At 51.9% G+C, this 23,870-nt stretch carries 21 protein-coding genes and 3 tRNA genes; 16 read left to right on the forward strand and 8 right to left on the reverse strand.

What is annotated here, in order from left to right; translation table 11 throughout:
• The first annotated feature begins 10 nt into the window (after nt 1–10).
• Both H2P46_RS14505 and H2P46_RS23020 read left to right on the forward strand, forming a co-directional pair.
• Nucleotides 11–1,465 (forward strand): NAD-dependent succinate-semialdehyde dehydrogenase, encoded by a 1,455-nt coding sequence (locus tag H2P46_RS14505; RefSeq protein WP_193405684.1) that lies wholly within the window; start codon nt 11–13, stop codon nt 1,463–1,465.
• 59 nt (nt 1,466–1,524) lie between these two features.
• Nucleotides 1,525–1,794, forward strand: coding sequence for a barstar family protein (locus H2P46_RS23020; protein ID WP_238939007.1), 270 nt, complete (start codon nt 1,525–1,527; stop codon nt 1,792–1,794).
• Between the two features lie 58 nt (nt 1,795–1,852).
• On the opposite strand, the gene yhcN (H2P46_RS14515) is transcribed toward H2P46_RS23020, so the two are convergent.
• From yhcN (H2P46_RS14515) to argR, 4 genes are all read right to left on the reverse strand, one after another.
• A complete protein-coding gene (gene yhcN / locus H2P46_RS14515) occupies nt 1,853–2,116 on the reverse strand; it encodes a peroxide/acid stress response protein YhcN (RefSeq protein ID WP_193405686.1) in 264 nt (87 codons plus the stop codon).
• Between the two features lie 93 nt (nt 2,117–2,209).
• Nucleotides 2,210–2,482, reverse strand: a complete 273-nt coding sequence (locus H2P46_RS14520) for a YdgH/BhsA/McbA-like domain containing protein (protein WP_193405687.1) — start codon at nt 2,480–2,482, stop codon at nt 2,210–2,212.
• A 93-nt stretch (nt 2,483–2,575) separates the two neighbouring features.
• Nucleotides 2,576–2,839 (reverse strand): peroxide/acid stress response protein YhcN, encoded by a 264-nt coding sequence (yhcN, locus tag H2P46_RS14525; protein WP_193405688.1) that lies wholly within the window; start codon nt 2,837–2,839, stop codon nt 2,576–2,578.
• A 490-nt stretch (nt 2,840–3,329) separates the two neighbouring features.
• On the reverse strand, nt 3,330–3,800 hold the full coding sequence (gene argR / locus H2P46_RS14530) for a transcriptional regulator ArgR (protein WP_193405725.1): 471 nt from the start codon (nt 3,798–3,800) through the stop codon (nt 3,330–3,332).
• A gap of 432 nt (nt 3,801–4,232) precedes the next feature.
• Between argR and mdh the strand changes: the two genes are divergently transcribed.
• Nucleotides 4,233–5,171 carry a malate dehydrogenase gene (mdh, locus tag H2P46_RS14535; protein WP_193405689.1) on the forward strand — a complete coding sequence of 313 codons (939 nt, stop codon included), beginning with the start codon at nt 4,233–4,235 and terminating at the stop codon, nt 5,169–5,171.
• Between the two features lie 51 nt (nt 5,172–5,222).
• Here the strand turns inward: mdh and mscM are convergent, their stop codons facing one another.
• From mscM to rsgA, 3 genes are all read right to left on the reverse strand, one after another.
• Nucleotides 5,223–8,558 (reverse strand): miniconductance mechanosensitive channel MscM, encoded by a 3,336-nt coding sequence (gene mscM, locus H2P46_RS14540; RefSeq protein WP_193405690.1) that lies wholly within the window; start codon nt 8,556–8,558, stop codon nt 5,223–5,225.
• A gap of 14 nt (nt 8,559–8,572) precedes the next feature.
• Nucleotides 8,573–9,472 carry an archaetidylserine decarboxylase gene (gene asd, locus H2P46_RS14545; protein ID WP_193405691.1) on the reverse strand — a complete coding sequence of 300 codons (900 nt, stop codon included), beginning with the start codon at nt 9,470–9,472 and terminating at the stop codon, nt 8,573–8,575.
• A gap of 84 nt (nt 9,473–9,556) precedes the next feature.
• A complete protein-coding gene (gene rsgA, locus H2P46_RS14550; protein ID WP_193405692.1) occupies nt 9,557–10,603 on the reverse strand; it encodes a small ribosomal subunit biogenesis GTPase RsgA in 1,047 nt (348 codons plus the stop codon).
• Nucleotides 10,604–10,719: 116 nt separating this feature from the next.
• Between rsgA and orn the strand changes: the two genes are divergently transcribed.
• From orn to H2P46_RS14570, 4 genes are all read left to right on the forward strand, one after another.
• A complete protein-coding gene (gene orn, locus H2P46_RS14555) occupies nt 10,720–11,268 on the forward strand; it encodes an oligoribonuclease (protein WP_193405693.1) in 549 nt (182 codons plus the stop codon).
• 153 nt (nt 11,269–11,421) lie between these two features.
• Nucleotides 11,422–11,497: transfer RNA gene (locus H2P46_RS14560), tRNA-Gly, on the forward strand.
• A gap of 25 nt (nt 11,498–11,522) precedes the next feature.
• Nucleotides 11,523–11,598, forward strand: a tRNA-Gly gene (locus H2P46_RS14565).
• A gap of 26 nt (nt 11,599–11,624) precedes the next feature.
• A tRNA-Gly gene (locus H2P46_RS14570) sits at nt 11,625–11,700 on the forward strand.
• 347 nt (nt 11,701–12,047) lie between these two features.
• Here the strand turns inward: H2P46_RS14570 and queG are convergent.
• Nucleotides 12,048–13,187 (reverse strand): tRNA epoxyqueuosine(34) reductase QueG, encoded by a 1,140-nt coding sequence (gene queG, locus H2P46_RS14575; RefSeq protein WP_193405694.1) that lies wholly within the window; start codon nt 13,185–13,187, stop codon nt 12,048–12,050.
• On the opposite strand from queG, the gene nnr reads away from it, so the two are divergent.
• The 9 genes from nnr to hflC all read left to right on the forward strand — a co-directional run bounded on the left by nnr (nt 13,186) and on the right by hflC (nt 23,819).
• Complete coding sequence (nnr, locus tag H2P46_RS14580) at nt 13,186–14,697, forward strand: bifunctional ADP-dependent NAD(P)H-hydrate dehydratase/NAD(P)H-hydrate epimerase (protein ID WP_193405695.1); 1,512 nt, start codon at nt 13,186–13,188, stop codon at nt 14,695–14,697. The genes queG and nnr overlap by 2 nt on opposite strands.
• A gap of 5 nt (nt 14,698–14,702) precedes the next feature.
• Nucleotides 14,703–15,179 (forward strand): tRNA (adenosine(37)-N6)-threonylcarbamoyltransferase complex ATPase subunit type 1 TsaE, encoded by a 477-nt coding sequence (tsaE, locus tag H2P46_RS14585; protein WP_193405696.1) that lies wholly within the window; start codon nt 14,703–14,705, stop codon nt 15,177–15,179.
• Complete coding sequence (gene amiB, locus H2P46_RS14590) at nt 15,176–16,819, forward strand: N-acetylmuramoyl-L-alanine amidase AmiB (protein WP_193405697.1); 1,644 nt, start codon at nt 15,176–15,178, stop codon at nt 16,817–16,819. Before tsaE ends, amiB begins: the two co-directional genes overlap by 4 nt.
• A 49-nt stretch (nt 16,820–16,868) precedes the next feature.
• Nucleotides 16,869–18,689 carry a DNA mismatch repair endonuclease MutL gene (gene mutL / locus H2P46_RS14595; protein ID WP_193405698.1) on the forward strand — a complete coding sequence of 607 codons (1,821 nt, stop codon included), beginning with the start codon at nt 16,869–16,871 and terminating at the stop codon, nt 18,687–18,689.
• Complete coding sequence (gene miaA / locus H2P46_RS14600) at nt 18,682–19,632, forward strand: tRNA (adenosine(37)-N6)-dimethylallyltransferase MiaA (protein WP_193405699.1); 951 nt, start codon at nt 18,682–18,684, stop codon at nt 19,630–19,632. Before mutL ends, miaA begins: the two co-directional genes overlap by 8 nt.
• Nucleotides 19,633–19,735: 103 nt before the next feature.
• Nucleotides 19,736–20,050, forward strand: coding sequence for an RNA chaperone Hfq (gene hfq / locus H2P46_RS14605; protein ID WP_193405700.1), 315 nt, complete (start codon nt 19,736–19,738; stop codon nt 20,048–20,050).
• A gap of 77 nt (nt 20,051–20,127) precedes the next feature.
• The gene (gene hflX, locus H2P46_RS14610; protein WP_193405701.1) at nt 20,128–21,408 is read left to right on the forward strand and encodes a ribosome rescue GTPase HflX; all 1,281 of its coding nucleotides are present in this window, start codon (nt 20,128–20,130) and stop codon (nt 21,406–21,408) included.
• A gap of 161 nt (nt 21,409–21,569) precedes the next feature.
• Nucleotides 21,570–22,811 (forward strand): FtsH protease activity modulator HflK, encoded by a 1,242-nt coding sequence (gene hflK, locus H2P46_RS14615; protein ID WP_193405702.1) that lies wholly within the window; start codon nt 21,570–21,572, stop codon nt 22,809–22,811.
• A 3-nt stretch (nt 22,812–22,814) separates the two neighbouring features.
• Nucleotides 22,815–23,819, forward strand: coding sequence for a protease modulator HflC (gene hflC / locus H2P46_RS14620; protein WP_193405703.1), 1,005 nt, complete (start codon nt 22,815–22,817; stop codon nt 23,817–23,819).
• The last annotated feature ends 51 nt before the right edge of the window (nt 23,820–23,870 follow it).

The raw sequence follows: 23,870 nt of genomic DNA on the forward strand, positions 1-23,870 counted from the left end.
GAGCAAATGAATGCGTATTTCACTACAAGACAGCGAATTTTTTCAAACTGGCTACTTAGCCGACGGCAAATGGCACACCGCCGCTTCGACCTTTGACGTAACCAATCCAGCCACTGGCGAAGTTATCGCGCAGGTAGCGAAAGCCGGTAAAAGCGAAACCGAACAGGCAATTGCGGCTGCGCAACGGGCCTTTCCTGCCTGGCGGGCGAAAACGGCCAAAGCTCGCGCCGAAATCCTGAATCGCTGGTATCAGCTGATGATTGAAAATAAACACTGGCTCGGCCAGTTGATGACCACCGAACAGGGCAAACCGGTAAAAGAAGCGGAAGGTGAAGTAGAGTATGCCGCCAGTTTTATCCAGTGGTTTGCCGAGCAGGCCAAGCGCGTTAATGGCGAAATCATCCCACCGGCTAAAGCGGGATCACGCATTCTTGCTACGCGTGAACCGATTGGCGTGGTTGCGGCTATCACACCGTGGAATTTCCCGATGGCTATGCTGACGCGCAAACTAGGCCCGGCACTGGCTGCGGGCTGTACGGGGATTATCAAACCCGCCAACAACACACCTCTGAGTGCGTTTGCGCTGCTGGCGCTGGCGAAAAAAGCCGGCGTGCCGGACGGCGTATTAAATGCCGTTGCAGGCGACACGCATGCCATCAGCGACGCGATCATGGCCAGCAAAGCTGTACGCAAAATTTCCTTCACCGGTTCTACTGAAGTCGGCAAATTGCTGATGCGTAATGCCGCCGAGACAATGAAGAAAGTGTCGATGGAGCTGGGCGGTAATGCACCTTATATCGTCTTCGACGATGCGGACATTGACGCAGCCGTTAAAGGTGCGATTGCCAACAAATTCCGTAATGCCGGGCAGGTTTGCGTTAGCGTTAACCGTTTCTATATTCACAACGCCATCTATGACCGTTTCGTGAATCAACTTGCCGATGAAGTGAAAAAACTCAAAGTCGGTAATGGTATGGAAGAGGGGGTAATTGTTGGGCCGCTGATCGAAAAATCCGCCGTGGAAAAGGTGGAACAGCATATTAAAGACGCAGTAGCCAAAGGCGGCAAACTGCTGGCAGGCGGCGACCGCCATGCGTTGGGCGGCAATTTCTGGCAACCCACGGTGATTGCTGACGCGCATGAGGACATGCAGCTGGCGCAGGAGGAAACTTTTGGTCCGGTGGCTGCTTGTTTCCGTTTCGATGATGAAGAAGAGGTCATCCGTCGCGCTAATGAAACCGATTACGGCCTGGCAGCCTACTTCTATACGCAGAATTTGCAGCGCGTATTCCGCGTTTCAGCGGCGCTGGAAAGCGGCATGATCGGCATTAACGAATGTGCGGTATCGACCGAGTTGGCACCGTTTGGCGGTGTAAAAGAGTCAGGGCTGGGACGCGAAGGGTCAGTACTCGGTATAGAAGAGTATCTGGAAATTAAAGCATTACATTTGGGCGGCTTAAACTAGTTTCACATCAACGGGCGGCGAAGAATGTCGCCCAAAGCAGGAAGATGGGAGCTGTTCACATGAAAATCGAGCGTTTTGACTTCAATGAAATCGTTGATCAGGCCCATTTTTTTCGCCAGTTCAGCGAACGCTTTGCCATAGACGATCGGCGTATCTGCGATCTGGATGGGCTGTGGAGTATCGTCACGAGTGAAACATTGCCAATGCCACTGGAAATTGAGTTCGTGAACCTTGGAAAGGGGCAGAAGAGGCGCTACGGTGCGCTGATTTTGTTGTTTGATGAAGCGGAAGAGGAGCTGGAGGGTCAGCTCCATTTCAATATCAAATAACACGAAAAAGGGCTCCGGCGAGCGGAGCCAAAGGGTTCGTCTATCAGTTGACGAGGAATTACTTATAAAGCTCAGCGGTGATGTGATAATTATCACCGGTACGTGCTTCGATCACTTTGTAAGCACTGGCGCCTTGCTCATCGGCTTTCTGAGAAAGCTCCGCACGATAATCCATCGGCGCGCCAGCAGTACCACTAATCGTTACTGTACCCGCAGGCTGCATGTTTTTTGCTTGCTGCCCAGTGACCAATTGCGCGGCAGAAGCGCCAAATGCGATAACTGAAAGCAGGCTCATTGTAGCGAGGGTTGTTTTGATTTTCATAATTCGTCTCCTTATTACAATCAACAACCTTCGGATTTCGAAGGTAAAGCGGGTCGTCGATGTTTACCAGGCGCCATGCGCCGGATCGGTTAATTATTTATACAGCTCAGCGGTTACGTGGTAAGTGTCGTCCTGATTATTCTCGATGACGCGGTAGTGGCTGGCCCCTTGCGCATCGGCTTTCTGAGAAAGCACTTCACGAATATTTGTCTGATCGCCTTCGCGACCACTGACGCTGATAGTCTGATTCATGGGTTGCAGATTCATTTTCTGCGCCTGTGTATTGGTAACCAGGCTGGCGGCGCTGGCACCAAATGAAACAACGGAAGCCAGGCTCAGTACGGCAAAAATCAATTTAGTTTTCATGGGCATTCTCCTGAAATTTGGTATCGGCAACCCGAAGTGCATGCGTGCGCTTCAAAAAGGCCGCCAGTTACCAGTTATCGGGTTCATTTAAACTTAGTTATACAGTTTGGCAGTCGCGTGATAGTTACCGTTGTTATAAGCCTCAATGACGCGATAGGCTTTTGCGCCTTGCTGATCGGCTTTATCACTCAACTTCTGATTAATATCCATTGGTGAGCCAGCTATACCGCTAACACTCACGGTGCCTACAGGTTGCATATTTTGCGCCTGGGCAGCATTGATAGAATCTGCTGCAACAGCACCGAATGACAATGCAGACAGAATGCTCAGGGTGGCGATAGTCGTTTTAACGTTCATTTATATATCCTCGTCGTCTGTTTTTATCTTTTAGTTGGTGTGATTTGCATCACGAAAATAAGTATATAAATAATAACGTCAGAAATTAATACTCTGCTAATAATGTTTTTTTGTGATTCTTTAACCTTATAGCTGGTTTTAATAACCGGACGTTATAAAAACCGGTGATAAAGTGACCATTAGTAGTTATTTTGATGTTAAAACAGTGACATACGTCACTTTATCTTTTTGTGCGAAAAATCCAGGTGGATATAGCTGGTAATTGTTTTTTGCCTGACAGAAGAAGCTAATTCTAGCATTTATACCAGTGCAATATATCGATGATGGTAGAGTTTACCAAAAGGTATGACCAATATTTTACTTTTCAACACGAATGAGGGATGTGAAGTAAACCGTTGAATTTAAGCGGAAAAAGGCTGCTTTTTTCTGACGGATGCGAAGAGGGATAAAGCGTAACCGGCAGGTTAACTGCCGGTAGCCAAAGCGGGATTTATAGCTCTTGTTCGAATAAAACCAGAATAGCGTCGTACAGCTGCTTAACCGCAAAGGTCCGTGCGGGCGTAATGAAAATGGTGTCATCACCCGCAATGGTGCCAAGGATGCCTTCTGATTTTCCCAGCGAATCCAGCAGGCGCGCAATTAATTGCGCCGCGCCGGGACTGGTATGAATCACTATCAATGCATCGTTGTAATCAATGTCCAGCACCAAATTTTTCAGCGGGCTGGTCGTGGTTGGCACACCTAATTCAGCGGGTAAACAGTAAACCATCTCCATTTTGGCGTTACGGGTTCGCACTGCGCCAAATTTGGTCAGCATACGAGAAACCTTGGACTGGTTGATATTCTCGAAGCCTTCATCCTGCAATGCCTGAACAATTTCACCTTGGGAACTGAATTTTTCTTCTTTTAATAAAGCTTTGAACGCTTTGATCAGATCGTCTTGTTTTGATGGGTTTCGCATAGGCATCCAATAAAAAAGGGGAATAACCGGGATTCGGCCCACGGCATAACGATTATTATGCATAATAATGAATGGTTATGCAATTGATTGAAAATCGAGCAGGAGAAGCCGGTTAGCGGGCGGGAATAATAGCAAAGAATAATGAGCAGACCAAAAAGTCTGCCTGGGTACGCATCGGGGCAAAGGTTGTAAAATTGTTATACTATAGGAGATGCAACAACAGATAACGAATATAGCTGTTCTCTGTCTGCAGACGGCAAAAAAATTGCCGGTCATTCAGGAATAAGATGATAAGTAAGGATAGAATCCAGCGCTTAAGCGCGTCATTACGTAAAATAAGCGCGGATAATTGTCATCGCCTGAGCAGTTGATTAAGGTCTGACACAGATGGAATTTCGGCTCTTCTCTGCCCACCTTAATAAGGAGTTAAGAATGAAAGTTGCCGTTCTCGGTGCTGCTGGCGGTATTGGCCAGGCGCTTGCACTTTTACTCAAAACGCAGCTTCCTGCAGGTTCAGAACTTTCTCTCTATGATATTGCCCCGGTAACGCCGGGCGTCGCGGTCGATCTCAGTCATATCCCTACCGCTGTGAAAATTCAGGGATTTAGCGGCGAAGATGCCACGCCTGCGCTACAGGGCGCCGATGTGGTATTGATGTCGGCTGGCGTAGCGCGTAAACCCGGCATGGACCGCGCCGACCTGTTTAATGTGAATGCCGGCATTGTGCGTAATCTGATTGACCAGGTTGCCCGCACGGCACCAAAAGCGCTGATCGGTGTGATCACTAACCCGGTTAATACCACCGTGGCGATTGCTGCGGAAGTTCTGAAAAAACATGGCGTCTACGATAAAAATCGTCTGTTTGGCGTTACCACACTGGATATTATTCGCGCTAATACTTTTGTGGCTGAACTGAAAGGCAAGTCGCCGGATGAGATTGAAGTACCGGTGATTGGCGGCCATTCAGGTGTGACCATCCTGCCGCTGCTTTCTCAGGTTAAAGGCATCAGCTTTAGCGATCAGGAAGTCGCGGATTTAACCAAACGTATTCAGAACGCCGGGACTGAAGTGGTGGAAGCCAAAGCAGGTGGCGGTTCAGCGACATTATCGATGGGGCAGGCTGCGGCACGTTTTGGTTTATCGCTGGTGCGGGCGTTACAGGGTGATGCCAACGTGGTGGAATGTGCTTATGTGGAAGGAGAGGGCGAATATGCACGCTTCTTCTCGCAACCGTTGTTGCTGGGCAAAAATGGCGTTGTAGAACGCAATTCGCCTGGTACATTAAGCACTTTTGAGCAGCAGGCTCTGCATAACATGCTTGAGACGCTGAAGAAAGATATTGTGCAGGGCGAAGAGTTTGTGAAGCAGTAAGCGAAAGGTAAACGGTAAAGCGCCCGGCATGTCCGGGCGCTGTCGTTTTGTTTACAGGCCGCCCGATTTAAAGGTGCGCGTAGCGGGCGTGCCGTTAGTTGCAGGCGCTTTCTTACCCAGCGTTTCCATACGCATCTGGAACGGGGGGAAGGGCATTTCAATGCCGTGTTGGTCAAAGCCTTGCAGAATCAGCTGATGCAGTTCATGACGTAGCGGCATACGGTGTCCCATTTCCGCCGCGTGAATACGCAGCTCAAATAGCTGTATCCCTTGTTGTAAATCAACCAGAAATGCTTCCGGCGGCGGGGTATCTAACACATAGCTGCAACGCTCAGCGGCCTGCTTCAGAATATTCGTCACTTCTTCACTATTCACTTTAGCGGGTGCCGGAATAGTCAGTACCACGCGCGTGACCGAATCTGACAATGACCAGTTAACAAACTGCTCGGTGATAAACGCCTTGTTCGGCACGATAATCTCTTTGCGGTCCCAGTCCGTAATGGTAGTGGCACGAGTATTGATTTTGGTAATGCTGCCCGTGAGATCCCGGATAGTAACGGTATCGCCGATACGAATCGGTTTCTCAAACAGAATAATCAGGCCAGAGATAAAATTGGCAAAGATCTCTTGCAAACCAAAGCCTAAACCTACACCCAACGCAGCTACCAGCCATTGCAGTTTCGCCCATTCAATGCCAATCAGCGAGAAACCGAGCAGTCCACCGATCAGCAGCAACAAATATTTCGTCAGCGTGGTAATGGCATAACCGGTGCCGGGCGTTAAATCGAGGTGCTGGAGCAGCGCCAGTTCCAGCAGCGCGGGCATATTGCGTACCAGCTGAGTGGTAATGATAAACACCAGAATCGCAATCAACACCGAGCCAAGCGTAATCGGTTGTATGCTGTCTACGCCCTGTACCGACGAGTTGACGTCCCACAAGTGAATATTTTCAAGGAAGCCGAAGGCGGAGTGAATCTCCGACCACAACACAATCACTGACACTAGCGCAACCAGCGTAAGTAGCGAACGCACCAGCCGCAGTGATTGCGCGCTAATTGCATCGAGATCGATCACCGGCTCTTCTATCTCGATCGCATCCACATTCTGCGGGGCTTGTTCTTTCTCTTCTTCACTACGCGCACGGTTTGCCAGCATATCGGCACGGCGTTGCCGCGCACGATCAAAGCCAAGACGCCGACGCTGAATTAACATCCAGCGACGAATAATATGGTAGATAATCAGCAGTAAGAACCAGATTGCCACCGACGTTTCCAGACGTGCCAGCAGCGCCTGCGCGGTTGCCAGATAACCAATCGCCGAGGCGAAGGCAGCAAGCAGCGGAATCGCAATCATCACATTCCACAACATACGGTTAATGATGTTTTCGCCGTTGCCTTCTTTATCCAGATAAAGCGGAATACCGGCACGCTTCAGGCTAACCGTAACCAGGCTGAGCGCGCCGCAAATCAGGATAAAGCACAGACGACCTAATGATGAGGAAAACTGGCGATCTTCCAGATTACCAAAAGCGATCAGCAGCATAATCAATGGGACAATCAGGCCAATACTCAGCGTGTAATAACGCATCGCACGTGCAACGCGGCTTTGCGGCCAGCGGAAGTGCACGATAAATAAACCGTTTGGACGGGCAAACGCGGCGCTGATCATAAACGCCCACAGCAAGGGCAGCGTGGCGGTGATGCCATCGCCAATCGCCACTGCAATAGGATAAGGCCAGGCATTTTGTAAACCGTACCCCAGCGCGCCCCACAACACGGGCAATGGCAGTGATACCAGAATCGACCAAAACACGGTGCGAATCGTCAGGCGGAAGCGATCCTGAGTCACTTTACCCACCTTACCCGCCGATCGTTCAAGAAACGCATGGTAATGGCGACGTGAGCTGATACTGAACCCCACCAGTAAAACAGCGCCGATGATAGGCAGCACCGTGGTTCGGCTGGTAAACATCATTGCCAGCGCTTTGCCAAGCTGACCCAGGGTGTCGAGTGACAGCAGGCGCGACAGATCTTTCGCCAGATCCAGCGGGTAGCTCAGGCTGACAGGGCTGACATCGGCGGTCCAGAACAGGTAGCGATGCGTTGCGTCTTTAACTTCCGTCAGTGCGTCTTGCAACTGCGTGTTCGCCACTTTTAATTTGGTAATCTCAAGGATCAACGTATCACAGCCCGAAATCAGCGAATTAAGCAGCTCGCCCTGCGTTTTCAGCTGGGCGTCAAGTATCCGTTTCTGTTCACTGGTAAATGGCTGACCATTAGCCTGATGCTTTGTGCGCAATGCGTCCTGACGTCCCAGCAGATCTTCGTAATACAGACGCTGTACGCGTAGCTGCGCCATTTCATTATCGATCTGCTGGGATTTAGGCATATCCGGCAACCGCGCCACCTGAGCACGTAACGCTTCCCCCAACAGGCTTGAGGCACCCAGCCATTGTGACTGTTCACGCAGCGTGGTAAGCGCCTGACGTACCTGAATGATTTGATTGGTGGCGAGACGTTGCTGGGAAGCCACTAAATCCATACGCTGCGCCTGCTGGTTTAGCGCGCCGGAAAGTTCACGGTTAACGCGGAATTGATCGCTGATTGCCGGAGGCAGATCACCGCTGTTTTCCGCCAGTTGCTCAGTTCGCGCTAACGCCAGTTCAGCTTCACGCTGACGTTGATCGTTAAGATGATTGCGCAGCGCCTGTAGATAGTTATCCAGCTGGGCTGCTTTGCGTTGATGAACTTCAGCGCGCATACGCGCCAGTTCCTGACGATTATTGGCTGACAGTTGCGCCAGCTCCAGCTCATCGACGCGTGCTTTATTAGCGGCATTTTCTGCCTGATGTGCCGCTAATTGCGTTTGAGATTGTGGGGCGGCACCACCGGTATCCGCGCTTTGTAAGCGACGCTCACTTTCCGTCATTGCACGGCGTGCTTCGGTTTGCTGTTGTGGCAGCTGAGACAGCGAATCGCTGATCTCGCGGGCGCGATCCTGTTCTTGCTGCGCCTGTCGTCCTTCTTCCAGCAGTTGGCTGCTGACCTGCAGGATCTCCTGATCCAGTTCGGTGCTGCTCATATTACTGCGGACCGGTTTAGGACTATCGTTTAGCGAGGCGATTTGCTGGCGCAGTTCACGCCCGAGCCGCGGGAAATCATCAATGACCTGTTGATACTGCTTTGCCCGCTCCTGAGAATTATCGCGCTCAGAAAGGAAATTAAGTGCGGCTTCGAGCGACTGGATCTGTTCCGCCTGCACTGGCGAGCTTTTAGCGGCTTTCACCTCTTCCAGCTGCTGTTTTAACTGGCTGGCTTCCGGCACACTGGCCGCCAACGCTGACGTGCTAAGCCATAAGCTCAGCAGCAAGAAGAGAATCGAACGCACGGGGAATACTCAATTTAATTGACGGTTACGTCAGGAATATCAGTTGCCAGCGGTAGCACCATTGCCAGCGGTTGGCCCAGACGCGTTTTGCTTTCGGCCTCCAGGCTTTCTGCCAGTTTCAGGCGACCCGGCGCAAACAGATTAATGACGGTAGAACCCAACTTAAAACGGCCCATTTCCTGGCCCTTTAGTAACACGACGGCACCTTCGTCATCAGCAGCCGGATAATGCCAGCGCTTAATCACCCCTTCACGCGGTGGCGTAATCGTGCCCGCCCAGACAGTTTCGATGCTGCCGACAATGGTGGCACCTACCAGGATCTGTACCATGGGGCCAATATCGGTATCGAAATAGCAAATAACACGCTCGTTACGGGCAAAAAGGTTGGGAATATTGCGCGCCGTCAGAGGATTTACGGAATAGAGATCGCCCGGCACGTAAATCATTTCGCGCAGAATACCGTTACATGGCATGTGTACGCGATGGTAATCACGCGGTGCCAGATACGTCGTAACAAACTCGCCATCGCGAAACTGCGCTGCCATCTGCTCATTACCGGCCAGCAGTGCATCAATGGTGTAGTGATGCCCTTTAGCCTGGAAAATCTGATCCCCTTCGATGCGGCCCAGTTGACTGATTGCGCCATCGGCAGGCAGGACGAGCAGGTTGGCGTCGGGCTCAACCGGACGCGCGTCATCTTTTAGTGGGCGCACGAAGAAATCATTAAAGGTGCGATAGCTGGCGGTATCAGGCTTACGCGCTTCCGTCATGTCGACTTTGTAAAACCAGACGAAGATGTCGATGACCAGTTTGGTCAACCAACCACCGCGGCGACTGGCACCCCAACCGGCAAGTTCAGTCAGCCATTTTTTCGGGAGAATATGATTCAAGCCGAGTTTTAAACGATCAAACACCTTAGCCTCCTGGCTATTTATCGCGACATTTAGAAAAGGGGGCGGATTGTAACAGCGCCCCGGCCAGATGGCGAATACCAGCCGTTAATCCTCGCTGGCGAAGTTTTTACGTGTTTTCACCTGCGCCATGCTTTCCAGAATGCGATGATAGTTATCGAAACGGGAAATATCGATTTTACCTTCTTCTACCGCTTCGCGGATAGCGCAGCCAGGGTCGTTGCCATGCTTACAGTCACGGAACTTGCAATCGCCCAGAAACTCACGGAATTCGACAAATCCGCGGGTAATTTGTTCCGGTTCAAGGTGCCATAGACCAAACTCACGCACGCCCGGTGAATCAATCACATCGCCACCGTTGGGGAAGTGATACATACGCGCCGCAGTGGTGGTGTGCTGGCCGAGGCCGGAGACATCAGAGACGTCGTTAGTGAGGATCGCCGTTTCTTCCTCGCGATCAAGGCCAAGCAGGGCATTCAGCAGGCTGGATTTCCCTACACCGGACTGACCGGCAAAAATACTAATACGATCGTTAAGCGCTGCCTGTAATTCATCAAGGCCATTTTTCGCCCGGCTGGACACCATCAATACGCGATAGCCAATATTGCGATAAATATCCATCTGCTCATCAACAAAGGCTCGCGCTTCTTCATCCAGCAGGTCGGTTTTATTCAGCACTAACAGCGGTTCGATATTCAGCGTTTCGCTGGCGACTAAATAACGATCAATAATATTGAGCGACAGTTCCGGCAGAATTGCCGAAACAATAATGATTTGATCGATATTAGCGGCGATAGGCTTAATGCCATCGTAAAAGTCCGGGCGGGTTAACACGCTGCTGCGTTCGTGCACCGCTTCGACGATCCCTTTTCCGCCACTGTGGGCAGGGCGCCAGACTACGCGATCGCCAGTGACCAACGAACGGATGGTACGACGGATATTGCAACGATGGGCAATGCCAGCACTGTCTTCGACATCGGCATGCATGCCAAAGCGGCTGACCACCACGCCATCCGCAGCTTCACCAAACAGGTTATCGTCAGCTTCCGGCAGATCTTTCCGCTGATTGAGACGACGCTGGTGGTTGGCGCTGACACGACGTTGTTGACCTTTTGACAGTTTATTTTTACTCACTCATCCTCACACGCTTTCTTGTCCGGTTTCGTACCAGGCTTCGCCCCACGGGGCAAAACGTCTATGATACACCCTAATTACAATGAATGACGACTACAGCAACGGCAGGAAACAGCATGGCGACGGGAAATGAAAATAATCTGATTTGGATTGATCTTGAGATGACGGGCCTCGATCCGGAACGCGATCGCATTATTGAAATCGCAACTATTGTGACCGATGCCGATTTAAACGTTCTGGCAGAAGGGCCAGTGATGGCGGTGCATCAGTCAGACGCACAGCTGGCATTAATGGATGACTGGAATGTGCGCACCCATACTAACAGCGGCTTAGTGGAACGCGTCAAAGCCAGCCAGTTTGACGATCGTGCGGCAGAGCGGGCCACGATTGAATTTCTGAAACAGTGGGTTCCGGCCAATACGTCGCCGATTTGTGGCAACAGCATTGGTCAGGATCGCCGCTTTTTATTTAAATATATGCCGGAACTGGAAGCGTACTTCCATTACCGTTATCTGGATGTCAGCACGCTAAAAGAGTTGGCGCGTCGCTGGAAGCCGGGCATTCTGCCGGGTTTCAAAAAAACCGGGACGCATCAGGCGCTGGATGACATTCGTGAGTCGATCGCCGAGCTGGTTTATTACCGCGAACATTTTTTACAGCTTTAGTGGCAGGCGGTGCGCATGAAATCGCCAGGTTGCTGATTTAATCGGCAAACGCATCGAAAGCGTAAAATTTTGCTTTCAGGCTCTTGCAGCAGCAACGTTTTCTCGTATAATGCGCACCCCGTACCGGTGAAGATTTTATTAACGGTACAAGGCGCGGGAATAGCTCAGTTGGTAGAGCACGACCTTGCCAAGGTCGGGGTCGCGAGTTCGAGTCTCGTTTCCCGCTCCAGATTTGTTTTAGCAGTATCCTCTTTGCGGGAATAGCTCAGTTGGTAGAGCACGACCTTGCCAAGGTCGGGGTCGCGAGTTCGAGTCTCGTTTCCCGCTCCAGATTTGTTTTAGCAGTATCCTTCTTTGCGGGAATAGCTCAGTTGGTAGAGCACGACCTTGCCAAGGTCGGGGTCGCGAGTTCGAGTCTCGTTTCCCGCTCCAGATTTTTTGATTTTGTTAAATCAGCGCTTTATTCAGGCGTTAACGGTTGTTGCCGTTAAAATTTCCCTGAAGGTTATCCACAACGCCGCACACCGTCATTTATGCCCTTCCGGCAGATCTACAAAATTGTTTTAAACAGAGTTATCCACAGTTTTCAACATTAAGCAAAGCGATAGCCCAGTTCTTAAAAAAACACAATTACATCTTAACTTATTGAATATTAAGATAATGAGAATATTTCAATTTGTTAATTAACCCGCTTGCTAATGTTATGTCAGTTGAATGACAACGGCTTTTTATTTTTATACACAAGGTGTGGAAAAGCTTTCAACACCATTATTGTTCAATCATGCATCACGCGGTAACCCTTTCTCAACTGCACGTACTAACCGTTTTTGCTGAGCGGGCTGTACTTCGATGACAAGCTGTTCACGCTTCTTCTGCTGCTGTAATACCGCCCATTCAATATGCTCATCCAGTAAATTATGTTCTCCCAGACGTTGCTGCAAGGCTGGGACGATGCGTGCTGACCAGGGCGCGTTACCTAACGCCACAGCAATATTACGCAGCCAACGTAAATGTCCGATTCGACGAATAGCCGAGCCTTCGGTAATACGCAGGAATTTCGCTTCGTCCCAGCCAAAAAGTTCCATTAGCTCGGGCGCATGTAGCGCAGCGCGTGGCGAAAAATCAGCTTCGTCAGTGAGTTGTCCGTAGCGGTTCCATGGGCAGATCAACTGACAATCATCGCAGCCGTAAATCCGGTTACCCATTAAAGGACGGAGCGCTTCCGGTATCGCACCTTCCAGTTCAATGGTGAGGTAGGAGATGCAGCGGCGCGCATCAACCACATACGGTTCGACAATGGCGTTAGTCGGACAGATCGTCAGGCACGCAACACAACGTCCACAATTTTCTTCCTGTGGCGCATCTATCGGCAATGGCAGATCAATCAGTAGCTCACCAAGGAAAAACCAGGAACCGGCTTCGCGGTTGAGGATCAGTGAATGTTTGCCGGTCCAGCCCAGTCCAGCCTTGGCGGCCAGTGGACGTTCAAGCAGGGGCGCAGAGTCAACAAACGGGCGAAAATTAAGCTCGCCGCAATGGGTCTGGATCATTTCTCCGAGCTTTTTCAGTCGATTGCGCAATACTTTGTGGTAATCACGTCCTAAAGCATAACGGCTAACGTAACCCAGCTGGGGATTTTTCAGCGTGCTGGCAAAGGCAGCTTTTGCCGGAAGGTAATTCATGCGGACGCTGATGACGCGCAGCGTACCGGGCAACAGCTCGTGCGGCCTGGCTCGTATCATGCCGTGGCGCGCCATCCAGTCCATCTCGCCGTGATACTGCTTTTCCAGCCAGGCTTGCAGGCGCGGCTCTTCAATGCTGAGATCGGTATCGGTAATGCCGACCTGCTGAAAGCCGAGTTCCAGGCCCCACTGTTTAATCTGCTGAGCGAATTGATGAAGATCGAGAGGGTATGACATGAGCAACCAGGATTCGAAGAAAAACAGCCGCAGTATACCATATTCTGTCTGGCCTGCGCAGGCGCTGGCACAGCTTGAACGTAAAGGGGCCGATACGCTCGGCATTACCTTATATGAACTGATGTTGCGTGCCGGTCAGGCTGCTTATGAACATATCAAAATGTACTGGCCTGAAGCTCAGCGCTGGTTGATTCTTTGTGGTCATGGGAACAACGGTGGCGATGGTTATGTGGTCGCGCGTCTGGCACAGGCGGCAGGTAAGCAGGTCACATTGCTGGCTTGCGAAGGCAACAAAGCGCTTCCCGAAGAGGCACAGACAGCGCGTGATGCCTGGCTTGAGGCGGGTGGTGAAATCCATGCCGCCGATGCAGCGTGGCCGGAAGAGGTGGATGTGATTGTCGATGCACTGCTGGGCACCGGCATTAATCGTGCGCCAGCGGAACCCTACGCAGCGCTTATCCGGCTGGCAAATGCGCATGCCGCGCCGGTTCTGGCTGTTGATATGCCGTCTGGATTGTTGGCCGCCAACGGCAGAGCGCCCGGCGAAGTCATTGATGCAACCCACACCTTAAGCGTGATTGCGCTGAAACCAGGCCAAATTACGGGCCAGGCCCGCGACTATACTGGCGAACTGCATTACACCGATTTAGGGCTCAGCACCTTTCTGTCGGGCGAATTGGCGCCCATGGCGCGTTATGACGTCAGCTTCCTGTCACACTGGTTGAAACCCCGTAAACCTACCTCACATAAAGGCAGCCAGGGACGTTTGTTGGTTGTCGGTGGCGATGCGGGAACTGCGGGCGCAATTCGCATGACGTCAGAAGCAGCGCTGCGCACCGGCAGCGGTTTAGTGCGAGTACTTACTCACAAAGATAATATAACCCCCATTCTGACCGCCCGCCCGGAAATCATGGTGGATGAATTGACGGATGAACGGTTGAAGGAGGCCCTGGAATGGGCTGATGTGATTGCGATTGGCCCAGGATTAGGGCAGCGTGAATGGGGTAAGAAGGCGCTGAAAAGTGTTGCTGCGAGTGAAAAGCCCATGCTTTGGGACGCTGATGCACTTAACCTGCTGGCAATCAGTGCAGAGAAACGTCAGAATCGCATTATTACGCCACACCCTGGCGAAGCAGCGCGCCTGCTGGGAATTAAGACCAGTGAAATTGAGAGTGACCGCTTACATGCCGCACAGGAACTCGTGAATCGTTACGGCGGGGTGGCCGTGTTGAAAGGCGCAGGAACGATAATCGCCAGCGAAGCGGGTGAGATAGCTTTTGCTGATGTAGGGAATGCCGGGATGGCAACAGGCGGGATGGGTGATGTTCTCAGCGGCATTATCGCCTCGCTAATGGGACAAAAACTGGCGTTGTTTGATGCGGCTTGTGCAGGTTGTGTCGCGCACGGCGCAGCAGCCGATGCCGTGGCGGCACAACGAGGGACACGCGGCATGTTGGCAACAGACTTATTCGATTTGCTGTGGCAATTTGTTAATCCTAAGATGAATTAAGAAGCATGAAAACCTGTGTTATTTCTCTGCCCGACGAGGTAGCGACGCTCATTCTGGGCGCACAACTGGCGCGCGCCTGTCACAGCGCGGCGGTAATCTATCTGTATGGCGATCTCGGCGCGGGTAAAACGACCTTTAGCCGCGGTTTTTTGCAGGCGTTAGGCCATCAGGGCAATGTCAAAAGCCCTACTTACACGCTGGTTGAGCCTTATACCGTGGGCGATCGATCGCTTTACCACTTTGACCTTTATCGCCTCGCCGACCCCGAAGAGCTTGAATTTATGGGCATTCGTGATTATTTCACCCAGGACGCAATTTGCCTGGTGGAATGGCCGCAACAGGGCGCTGGCTTTCTACCGTCACCGGATCTGGCGCTAACGTTACGTTATGTGGATACCGCACGAGAAGCTGAGCTGATCGCGCAATCACCGCTGGGCCAGACATGGATTGAACAGATTGAGCAAGGCAGGAACCCGGCATGATGTCACGGATGAAAATTGCGCTGATAACGCTCTTAATGCTGATCGCCACACCCCTGTTTGCCGCCAGTCTTTCCGATATTAAAGTCGCGAACGGCGATAGCCAGGCAATGATTACGCTGAGCTTTGCCGGTCAGCCAGTTTATGGTTTTTTCCCGCTGCATAACCCCGAGCGCGTCGTACTGGATATTCGCCAAAGCGGCGTGATTCAGGGATTGCCGCTTAATTTCAGCGGTGAAAACATTGTTAAACGCATTCGCACCAGCACACCAAAAGATAAGCAGAGCGTGCGTCTGGTATTTGAGCTAACTCAGTCAGGGAAAACGCGCGCAGTGACCCAGCGCAGCGGCAATAGTTATAAGGTGGTATTTACCATTCGGGGTACGCGCCCGGCTGCACGCAGCGCGCCTTCCCGCGTTCCGACACAAAGCGCCGCGGCCAGCAATCCTTTTAATGCGAATCCGGTCACCGCAGTGACCAGCACAACAAACACTGTGCGACCTGGCACCCCGTTAAATCGCAACGATACGGTGATTGTGGCGATTGATGCCGGACACGGTGGTCAGGATCCTGGCGCGATAGGCCAAAACGGTTTGAAAGAGAAAAACGTCACTATTGCGATTGCCCGCAAGCTGAAAGTTTTGCTGAACAACGATCCAATGTTCAAAGGGGTGCTCACGCGTGACGGTGACTATTTTATTTCGGTGATGGGTCGTTCTGACGTGGCGCGTAAGGCCAATGCCAACGTGCTGGTTTCGGTTCACGCCGATGCTGCCCCCAGCCATGCCGCGACGGGGGCCTCGGTGTGGGTATTATCGAATCGTCGCGCCAACAGCGAAATGGCCAACTGGCTGGAACAGAAAGAGAAACAGTCTGAGTTACTGGGCGGGGCCGGTGATTTGCTGGCGAACAGCCAGGCCGATCCCTATCTCAGTCAGGCGGTACTTGATCTGCAATTCGGTCATTCACAGCGTGTCGGCTATGACATTGCGCTGAAAGTTTTGCAGCAGCTGCGTGGCGTCGCATCGCTGCATAAACGTCTTCCTGAGCATGCCAGCCTTGGCGTGCTTCGTTCACCGGATATTCCTTCGCTATTAGTGGAAACCGGATTTATCAGTAACACCTCGGAGGAGCGACTGCTTGGCAGTAGCGCACACCAGGAAAAAATTGCACAGTCGATCTATAAAGGTCTGCGCACTTATTTTCTGGCGCACCCGCTACAATCGGTCCCAAAGGAGGAAAACCGGCCAGCCGGTTCGCAGCCAGCGATTAGCGTCACCAGTCATCCGGCAACGGGCGTGACACAATATACAGGCGCCACCCAACGACATACGGTGACTCGCGGTGAAACGCTTTCCGGAATCGCCGCTAAATATGGCGTCAGCATGGCAACATTACGTGAAATGAATCGCCTGAAACGTGATGTGGTCTGGGTGGGACAACGCCTGAAAGTGCCGGCCAGTGCCGCTGCCAGTCGCGTGACGGCATCGCGAAGTCCGGTGCGCCATAAAGTGGTACGGGGAGATTCGCTCACCGGCATTGCGGCGCATTACGGCGTCAGTGCAAAAGCGATTATGCAGGCGAATAACCTGAAATCAACCAACGCGATGTTAGGCCAAAATCTGAAGATTCCAGCGTCCTGACTGTTTACCCGGCCAGTACGCCGGGCCGCCAGCTAGAAGGATAACCACTATGTCGATTCAAATTTTACCCCCGCAACTGGCCAATCAGATTGCAGCGGGCGAAGTGGTTGAACGTCCTGCATCGGTTGTAAAAGAGCTGGTGGAAAACAGCCTCGATGCCGGAGCGACCCGCATTGATGTAGAGATTGAGAAGGGCGGTGCCAGGCTAATCCGTATTCGTGACAACGGCTGTGGCATCCACAAGGCAGAACTGGCGATGGCACTGGCGCGTCATGCCACCAGTAAAATCGCTTCACTGGATGATCTCGAAGCCATTATGAGCCTCGGTTTCCGCGGAGAAGCGTTGGCCAGTATCAGCTCGGTGTCGCGTTTGACGTTGACGTCGCGTACCGCCGGGCAAAACGAAGCCTGGCAAGCGTATGCAGAAGGGCGTGATATGGATGTGACGGTGAAACCGGCGGCGCATCCTTGTGGTACTACGCTAGAAGTGCTCGATCTGTTTTATAACACGCCGGCACGTCGCAAATTCATGCGCACTGAAAAAACGGAATTTACTCATATTGATGAAGTTATTCGTCGCATTGCGCTGGCGCGTTTTGACGTGGCTATTTCGCTCAGCCACAACGGTAAATTAATGCGCCAGTATCGTGCAGTGAGTGACGAAAAACAGCGCGAGCGTCGCTTAGGCGCCATTTGCGGCACTGCATTTATGCAGCATGCCTTGCGTATTGACTGGCAACATGACGGTCTCGGTTTACGTGGTTGGGTAGTCGATCCCAGCGGTTCACGTCAGGTCAGCGACTTACAATATTGCTACGTTAATGGCCGCATGATGCGCGACAAATTGATTAATCATGCTATTCGTCAGGCTTTTCAGACCCAGTTGCAGGACGATCAGCAACCAGCCTATGTACTTTATCTGGAGATCGATCCGCATCAGGTGGATGTGAATGTGCATCCGGCCAAACATGAAGTTCGCTTTCATCAGTCGCGGCTGGTACATGACTTTATCTATCAAGGTGTGATGAGCGTATTGCAGGCAAGCGCGACGGCTTTGTCAACTACGCTGCATGCCGAAGAACTTGCGCCACGCTGGCAGCCGGAAAACCGCCAGGCGGCGGGCGGCAATCACTTTGCTCAACCGGCAGCGCGTCGCAGTGACGGCGCGTCCGCGCTACCGGCCTGGCAGGCAAAGGAAAACACTTACAGCAAGCGGGAAGGCGCCGTTTATCAACATCTGTTGAAAACACCGCAGGCCAGCGCAGCTGAGCCCGCTCCACGCCCTGCGGCAAAAGAGCCGCCGTTAGCCGCACATGCTCAAAGCTTTGGTCGCCTGTTAACCGTATTGCAGAACCAGTACGCGCTGCTGGAGCAGGGTGAAAACCTATTGTTAATGGCCTTGCCGATCGCATCACGCTGGCTGAAGCAGGCGCAATTGCAGCCCGGCGAAACCGGATTAAAACCACAGCCGCTATTGATCCCTGTTCGGCTAAAAATTGCCGGGCCTGAGCGCGTAACCGCGCAGGAAAATACCAGCCTGCTCAGTCAGATGGGCATCGATTTACAGGCAGAGGGAGACCACCTGATCCTGCGCGCGGTGCCTTTACCATTACGAACACAAAATTTACAAATCTTGATTCCTGAACTGTTAGGCTATTTAGCTCGACAGCAAACGCCCTCCGCGACGCAGCTGGCCCAATGGCTGGCTCGACGTGAAGACCGAGAGGCGCAAAACTGGAATCACTCGCAGGCGATTACTTTGGTGGCTGAGCTGGAACGGCTTTGTCCGCAGCTATTGAAATCGCCGCCTTCAGGCTTGTTGCAGGCCCTAGAGATTGAGAGCGCGATTAACGCGTTGAAGCATGAGTGAACTAAACCAGGCTGGCCGGCCCAAGGCTATTTTTTTGATGGGACCCACCGCTTCAGGCAAGACTGCTTTAGCGATTGCACTGCGAAAGCAGCTGCCAGTGGAACTTATCAGCGTAGATTCTGCCTTAATCTATCGTCAGATGGATATTGGCACGGCGAAACCGTCGGCTGAAGAGTTAGCGCTGGCTCCCCATCGTTTGTTGGACATCCGCGATCCCGCAGAAGTTTATTCGGCTGCGGAGTTTCGTCGCGATGCGTTAGCAGAAATGGCGGATATCGTTCAAAGTGGACGTATTCCGTTGCTTGTTGGTGGAACTATGCTCTACTTCAAGGCGTTACTTGAAGGATTGTCGCCGTTGCCCTCGGCCGATCCTGACGTTCGTCAGCGGATAGAGAAAATGGCGCGCGATAAAGGGTGGGAAGCCTTACACCGCCAACTGTATGAAATCGATCCCGTTGCCGGCAGTCGTATTCATCCGAATGATCCGCAGAGACTTTCGCGAGCACTGGAAGTTTTTTTTATTTCGGGTAAAACTTTAACGGAACTGACAAAAACGTCCGGCGAAGCGTTACCCTACGACGTGTATCAGTTTGCCATCGCCCCCGCGAGCCGCGAACTGTTACACCAGCACATCGCGTTGCGTTTTGAGCAGATGTTAGCGTCAGGATTTGAAGCGGAGTCTCGGGCCCTGTTTGCACGAGGTGATTTGCATACGGATATGCCTTCCATTCGTTGTGTGGGCTATCGTCAGATGTGGTCTTATTTGGCTGGCGAAATCGATTACAACGAGATGGTTTATCGGGGAATTTGCGCAACCCGGCAACTCGCTAAGCGCCAAATGACGTGGTTACGCGGTTGGGAAAACGTTCACTGGTTAGACAGTGACAAGCCCCAGTTAGCGCGTGATGCGGTGTTACAGGTTCTTAGTGCGAAGCATGGGTGATTGTGTACAATTGATGGGGTATCGTGCGCAAATTTTTACGCAGTTTTTTCAGAACTATAGGTTCTACAAGCAACAAACAACAAGCATATAAGGAAAAGATAGAATGGCTAAGGGGCAATCATTACAAGACCCGTTTTTGAACGCATTGCGTCGTGAACGTGTTCCGGTTTCGATTTATTTGGTTAACGGTATTAAGCTGCAAGGTCAAATCGAATCATTTGATCAGTTTGTCATTTTATTGAAGAACACGGTAAGCCAGATGGTATATAAACATGCCATTTCTACTGTTGTTCCATCGCGCCCGGTTTCTCACCATAGCAACAATACCGCCGGCGGTGGCAGCAATAATTACCATCATAGCGGCAGCACGCCATCTGCGCAGCCGCAGCCACAACAAGACGGTGATAACGCAGAATAAGGCGTCGCCGTGCAGCCAGGACCGGGAAGCGTTAACTGTTTTCCGTCCTGGTCTTTTATTTTTAGCGAGGTTATAGCTTGTTTGACCGTTATGATGCCGGTGAGCAGGCCGTACTGGTACACATCTGGTTCTCCCAAGACAAAGAGATAGAAGATCTACAGGAGTTCGAAACCCTGGTTTCTTCTGCTGGCGTGGAAGCACTGCAAGTCGTCACCGGCAGTCGTAAAGCGCCACATCCAAAATATTTTGTCGGTGAAGGAAAGGCCGTTGAAATTGCCGATGCGGTGAAATCAAGTGGAGCATCGGTTGTATTATTCGATCATGCCTTAACACCCGCTCAGGAAAGAAACCTGGAGCGTCTCTGTGAATGCCGTGTGATTGATCGCACTGGCTTAATCCTTGACATTTTTGCCCAGCGAGCCCGCACTCACGAAGGTAAATTACAGGTCGAGTTGGCTCAGTTGCGCCACCTTTCTACGCGCCTGGTACGAGGCTGGACACACCTTGAACGCCAGAAAGGCGGTATTGGCCTGCGTGGCCCAGGTGAAACACAGCTAGAAACGGACCGTCGTTTATTACGTGGCCGCATTAGCCAAATTCTTTCCCGACTTGAGCGTGTTGAAAAACAGCGCGAACAGGGACGACAGGCGCGTGCCAAAGCCGACGTGCCGACTGTTTCGCTGGTGGGTTACACCAACGCCGGAAAGTCCACGCTGTTTAACGCTATAACGTCTGCCAATGTTTATGCGGCGAATCAACTGTTTGCGACTCTCGATCCCACCTTACGTCGTCTTAACGTGGCCGATGTGGGGGAAGTGGTGCTGGCTGATACCGTTGGATTTATTCGCCATCTACCGCATGATTTAGTTGCTGCGTTTAAAGCCACACTGCAGGAAACGCGTCAGGCGACACTGCTGCTCCACGTGATTGATGGCGCAGACGTGCGGCTGAATGAAAATATCGAAGCAGTGGATACGGTATTAGAAGAGATCGAAGCGGACGAAATCCCCAAGCTTTTGATCATGAATAAGATCGATATGCTCGACAATTTTGAGCCGCGTATCGATCGCAATGAGGAAAACGTGCCCATTCGTGTTTGGCTTTCAGCCCAAACTGGTGAGGGGATTTCCTTATTGTGGCAAGCGCTGTCGGAGCGCCTGTCGGGTGAAATTGCCCAATACGATTTACGTCTGCCACCGGAAGCGGGGCGCTTGCGCAGCCGTTTCTATCAGTTGCAGGCGATTGAGAAAGAGTGGAACGAAGAAGACGGCAGTGTGGGTTTGCACGTTCGGATGCCAGTCGTTGACTGGCGCCGTTTATGTAAACAGGAACCGTCGCTGACCAGTTACATTGTTTGATATTGCCCAATCGAACTTACCAGCTTTCAGATTGTAGCCAGGCGGTAATTGAGCGCACCCCCGGAACCTTACGTTGGTAAGCGACCGGATAAAAGCCGCCAACGCCACTACAGCCTGAAAGATGACAGGTAAGCCGCAAATACAATAAATGGAGTAGAAACATGGCGTGGAATCAGCCCGGAAATAACGGACAGGACCGCGACCCGTGGGGAAGCAGCAATAATCAAGGCGGCAACTCTGGGGGAAATAAAGGAGGTCAAGACAAAGGACCACCTGATCTGGATGATATCTTCCGTAAGCTGAGCAAGAAGCTCGGTGGACTGGGCGGTGGCAAACAGAATGACAACGGGCAGCGCGGCTCTGGCAATGGTGGCAAAATTGTTGGCATTGTCGTTGTTGCGGCTGTGGTTATCTGGGCCGCCAGCGGATTCTACACCATCAAAGAAGCGGAACGCGGCGTCGTTACCCGTTTCGGCAAATTTAGCCATTTGGTTGAGCCAGGTCTGAACTGGAAACCGACGTTTATCGATCAGGTGCGTGCGGTAAACGTAGAAGCGGTACGTGAACTGGCTGCGTCAGGCGTGATGCTAACCTCTGATGAAAACGTCGTGCGCGTTGAAATGAACGTGCAGTATCGCGTAACCGATCCAGAACGTTATCTGTATGCGGTAACCAGCGCGGATGACAGTCTGCGTCAGGCGACAGATAGCGCCCTGCGCGGCGTAATCGGCCGCTCAACGATGGACCGCATTCTGACCGAAGGGCGTACCGTAGTGCGTAGCGACACTCAACGCGAAATCGACGAAACTATCCGGCCATACGATATGGGCATCGCGGTGCTGGATGTCAACTTCCAGGCTGCGCGTCCGCCGGAAGAAGTAAAGTCTGCGTTTGATGATGCCATTGCGGCGCGTGAAAACCGCGAACAGTACGTTCGCGAAGCGGAAGCTTACGCCAATGAAGTTCAGCCACGTGCTAACGGTCAGGCGCAGCGTATTCTGGAAGAAGCGCGCGCGTATAAAGAGCGCACCGTGCTGGAAGCGCAGGGTGAAGTCGCGCGTTTTGCCAAAATTCTGCCGGAATATAAAGCGGCACCCCAGATCACTAAAGAGCGTCTGTACATCGAAACCATGGAACGCGTGCTGAGTCATACGCGTAAAGTACTGGTTAACGATCGTGGTAACAATCTGATGGTGTTGCCGCTGGATCAGCTGATGCGTGGCATGGATTCTGCCGGACAGAGCGGTAAGAAGGGTAGCAGTACCACCACTACCACGTTGCCACCGCTTTCTGACCGCAGCGCCAGTAGCAATAACAGTTCGTCATACAATCCAGACAGCATCATGGATCAGCGCCGGGCAAACGCTCTGCGCAACGATACCCAGCGCGAAGGGAGAGAGTAATCGATGCGTAAGCCCATAGTATTTTTAGTTATTGTCGTGCTGGTGATACTGTACGCGTCACTTTTTGTGGTGCAGGAAGGCCAGCGCGGCATCGTGCTGCGCTTTGGTAAAGTATTGCGTGATGATGAAAATAAGCCGCAGGTTTACGCGCCGGGCCTGCATTTCAAAGTACCGTTTATCGAAACGGTTAAATCTTTGGATGCCCGTATTCAGACCATGGATAACCAGGCCGATCGCTTTGTAACCAAAGAGAAAAAAGACCTGATCGTTGATTCTTATATCAAATGGCGCATCAGTGATTTCAGCCGTTATTACCTGGCGACAGGCGGCGGCGACGTTTCTCAAGCCGAAGTGCTGCTAAAACGTAAGTTCAGTGACCGTTTGCGTTCTGAAATGGGCCGTCTGGATGTAAAAGACATCGTTACCGATTCCCGTGGCCGATTAACGACCGACGTGCGTGATGCGTTGAATACCGGTAGCGCAGGCAATGACGATGAAATCGCTACGCCAGCGGCTGATGACGCCATTGCCAGTGCAGCAGCCCGGGTTGAACGTGAAACCAATAGCAGCGAACCTGCGCCAAACCCGAACAGTATGGCGGCGTTAGGTATTCAGGTTGTCGATGTGCGTATCAAGCAGATCAACTTACCGACCGAAGTTTCTGACGCAATCTTCAATCGTATGCGTGCTGAACGTGAGGCGGTGGCACGTAGCCAGCGTTCACAAGGTCAGGAAGAGGCAGAAAAGCTGCGCGCTCAGGCCGATTATCAGGTAACGCGTACCCTCGCGGAAGCACAGCGTGAAGCATTGATTACCCGTGGTGATGGTGATGCTGAAGCGGCGAAACTCTTTGCAAATGCATTTAGTCAGGACCCGGACTTCTACGCATTTATCCGTAGTCTGCGAGCCTATGAAAACAGCTTCAGTGAAAATCAGGATGTCATGGTTTTAAGTCCAGACAGTGACTTCTTCCGATATATGAAAGCGCCCTCTAACGCAACGCGATAAGAACTGATATAACCTACGGGCCGACAATTTTGTCGGCCTTTTTTTGGATTA

The organism is Mixta mediterraneensis (assembly GCF_014946725.1).
In the GTDB taxonomy this organism is placed as follows: Bacteria; Pseudomonadota; Gammaproteobacteria; order Enterobacterales; family Enterobacteriaceae; genus Pantoea; species Pantoea mediterraneensis.

What these genes read in the sequence shown, in the direction of transcription:
- orn (WP_193405693.1), top strand. Translation starts at nt 10,720, where the DNA reads ATGGCGACGGGAAATGAAAATAATCTGATTTGGATTGATCTTGAGATG.
- H2P46_RS14520 (WP_193405687.1), bottom strand. Translation starts at nt 2,482, where the DNA reads ATGAAAACTAAATTGATTTTTGCCGTACTGAGCCTGGCTTCCGTTGTT.
- nnr (WP_193405695.1), top strand. Translation starts at nt 13,186, where the DNA reads ATGAGCAACCAGGATTCGAAGAAAAACAGCCGCAGTATACCATATTCT.
- amiB (WP_193405697.1), top strand. Translation starts at nt 15,176, where the DNA reads ATGATGTCACGGATGAAAATTGCGCTGATAACGCTCTTAATGCTGATC.
- yhcN (WP_193405688.1), bottom strand. Translation starts at nt 2,839, where the DNA reads ATGAACGTTAAAACGACTATCGCCACCCTGAGCATTCTGTCTGCATTG.
- mutL (WP_193405698.1), top strand. Translation starts at nt 16,869, where the DNA reads ATGTCGATTCAAATTTTACCCCCGCAACTGGCCAATCAGATTGCAGCG.
- tsaE (WP_193405696.1), top strand. Translation starts at nt 14,703, where the DNA reads ATGAAAACCTGTGTTATTTCTCTGCCCGACGAGGTAGCGACGCTCATT.
- argR (WP_193405725.1), bottom strand. Translation starts at nt 3,800, where the DNA reads ATGCGAAACCCATCAAAACAAGACGATCTGATCAAAGCGTTCAAAGCT.
- hflC (WP_193405703.1), top strand. Translation starts at nt 22,815, where the DNA reads ATGCGTAAGCCCATAGTATTTTTAGTTATTGTCGTGCTGGTGATACTG.
- mdh (WP_193405689.1), top strand. Translation starts at nt 4,233, where the DNA reads ATGAAAGTTGCCGTTCTCGGTGCTGCTGGCGGTATTGGCCAGGCGCTT.
- miaA (WP_193405699.1), top strand. Translation starts at nt 18,682, where the DNA reads ATGAGTGAACTAAACCAGGCTGGCCGGCCCAAGGCTATTTTTTTGATG.
- H2P46_RS23020 (WP_238939007.1), top strand. Translation starts at nt 1,525, where the DNA reads ATGAAAATCGAGCGTTTTGACTTCAATGAAATCGTTGATCAGGCCCAT.
- queG (WP_193405694.1), bottom strand. Translation starts at nt 13,187, where the DNA reads ATGTCATACCCTCTCGATCTTCATCAATTCGCTCAGCAGATTAAACAG.
- hfq (WP_193405700.1), top strand. Translation starts at nt 19,736, where the DNA reads ATGGCTAAGGGGCAATCATTACAAGACCCGTTTTTGAACGCATTGCGT.
- H2P46_RS14505 (WP_193405684.1), top strand. Translation starts at nt 11, where the DNA reads ATGCGTATTTCACTACAAGACAGCGAATTTTTTCAAACTGGCTACTTA.
- hflK (WP_193405702.1), top strand. Translation starts at nt 21,570, where the DNA reads ATGGCGTGGAATCAGCCCGGAAATAACGGACAGGACCGCGACCCGTGG.
- yhcN (WP_193405686.1), bottom strand. Translation starts at nt 2,116, where the DNA reads ATGAAAATCAAAACAACCCTCGCTACAATGAGCCTGCTTTCAGTTATC.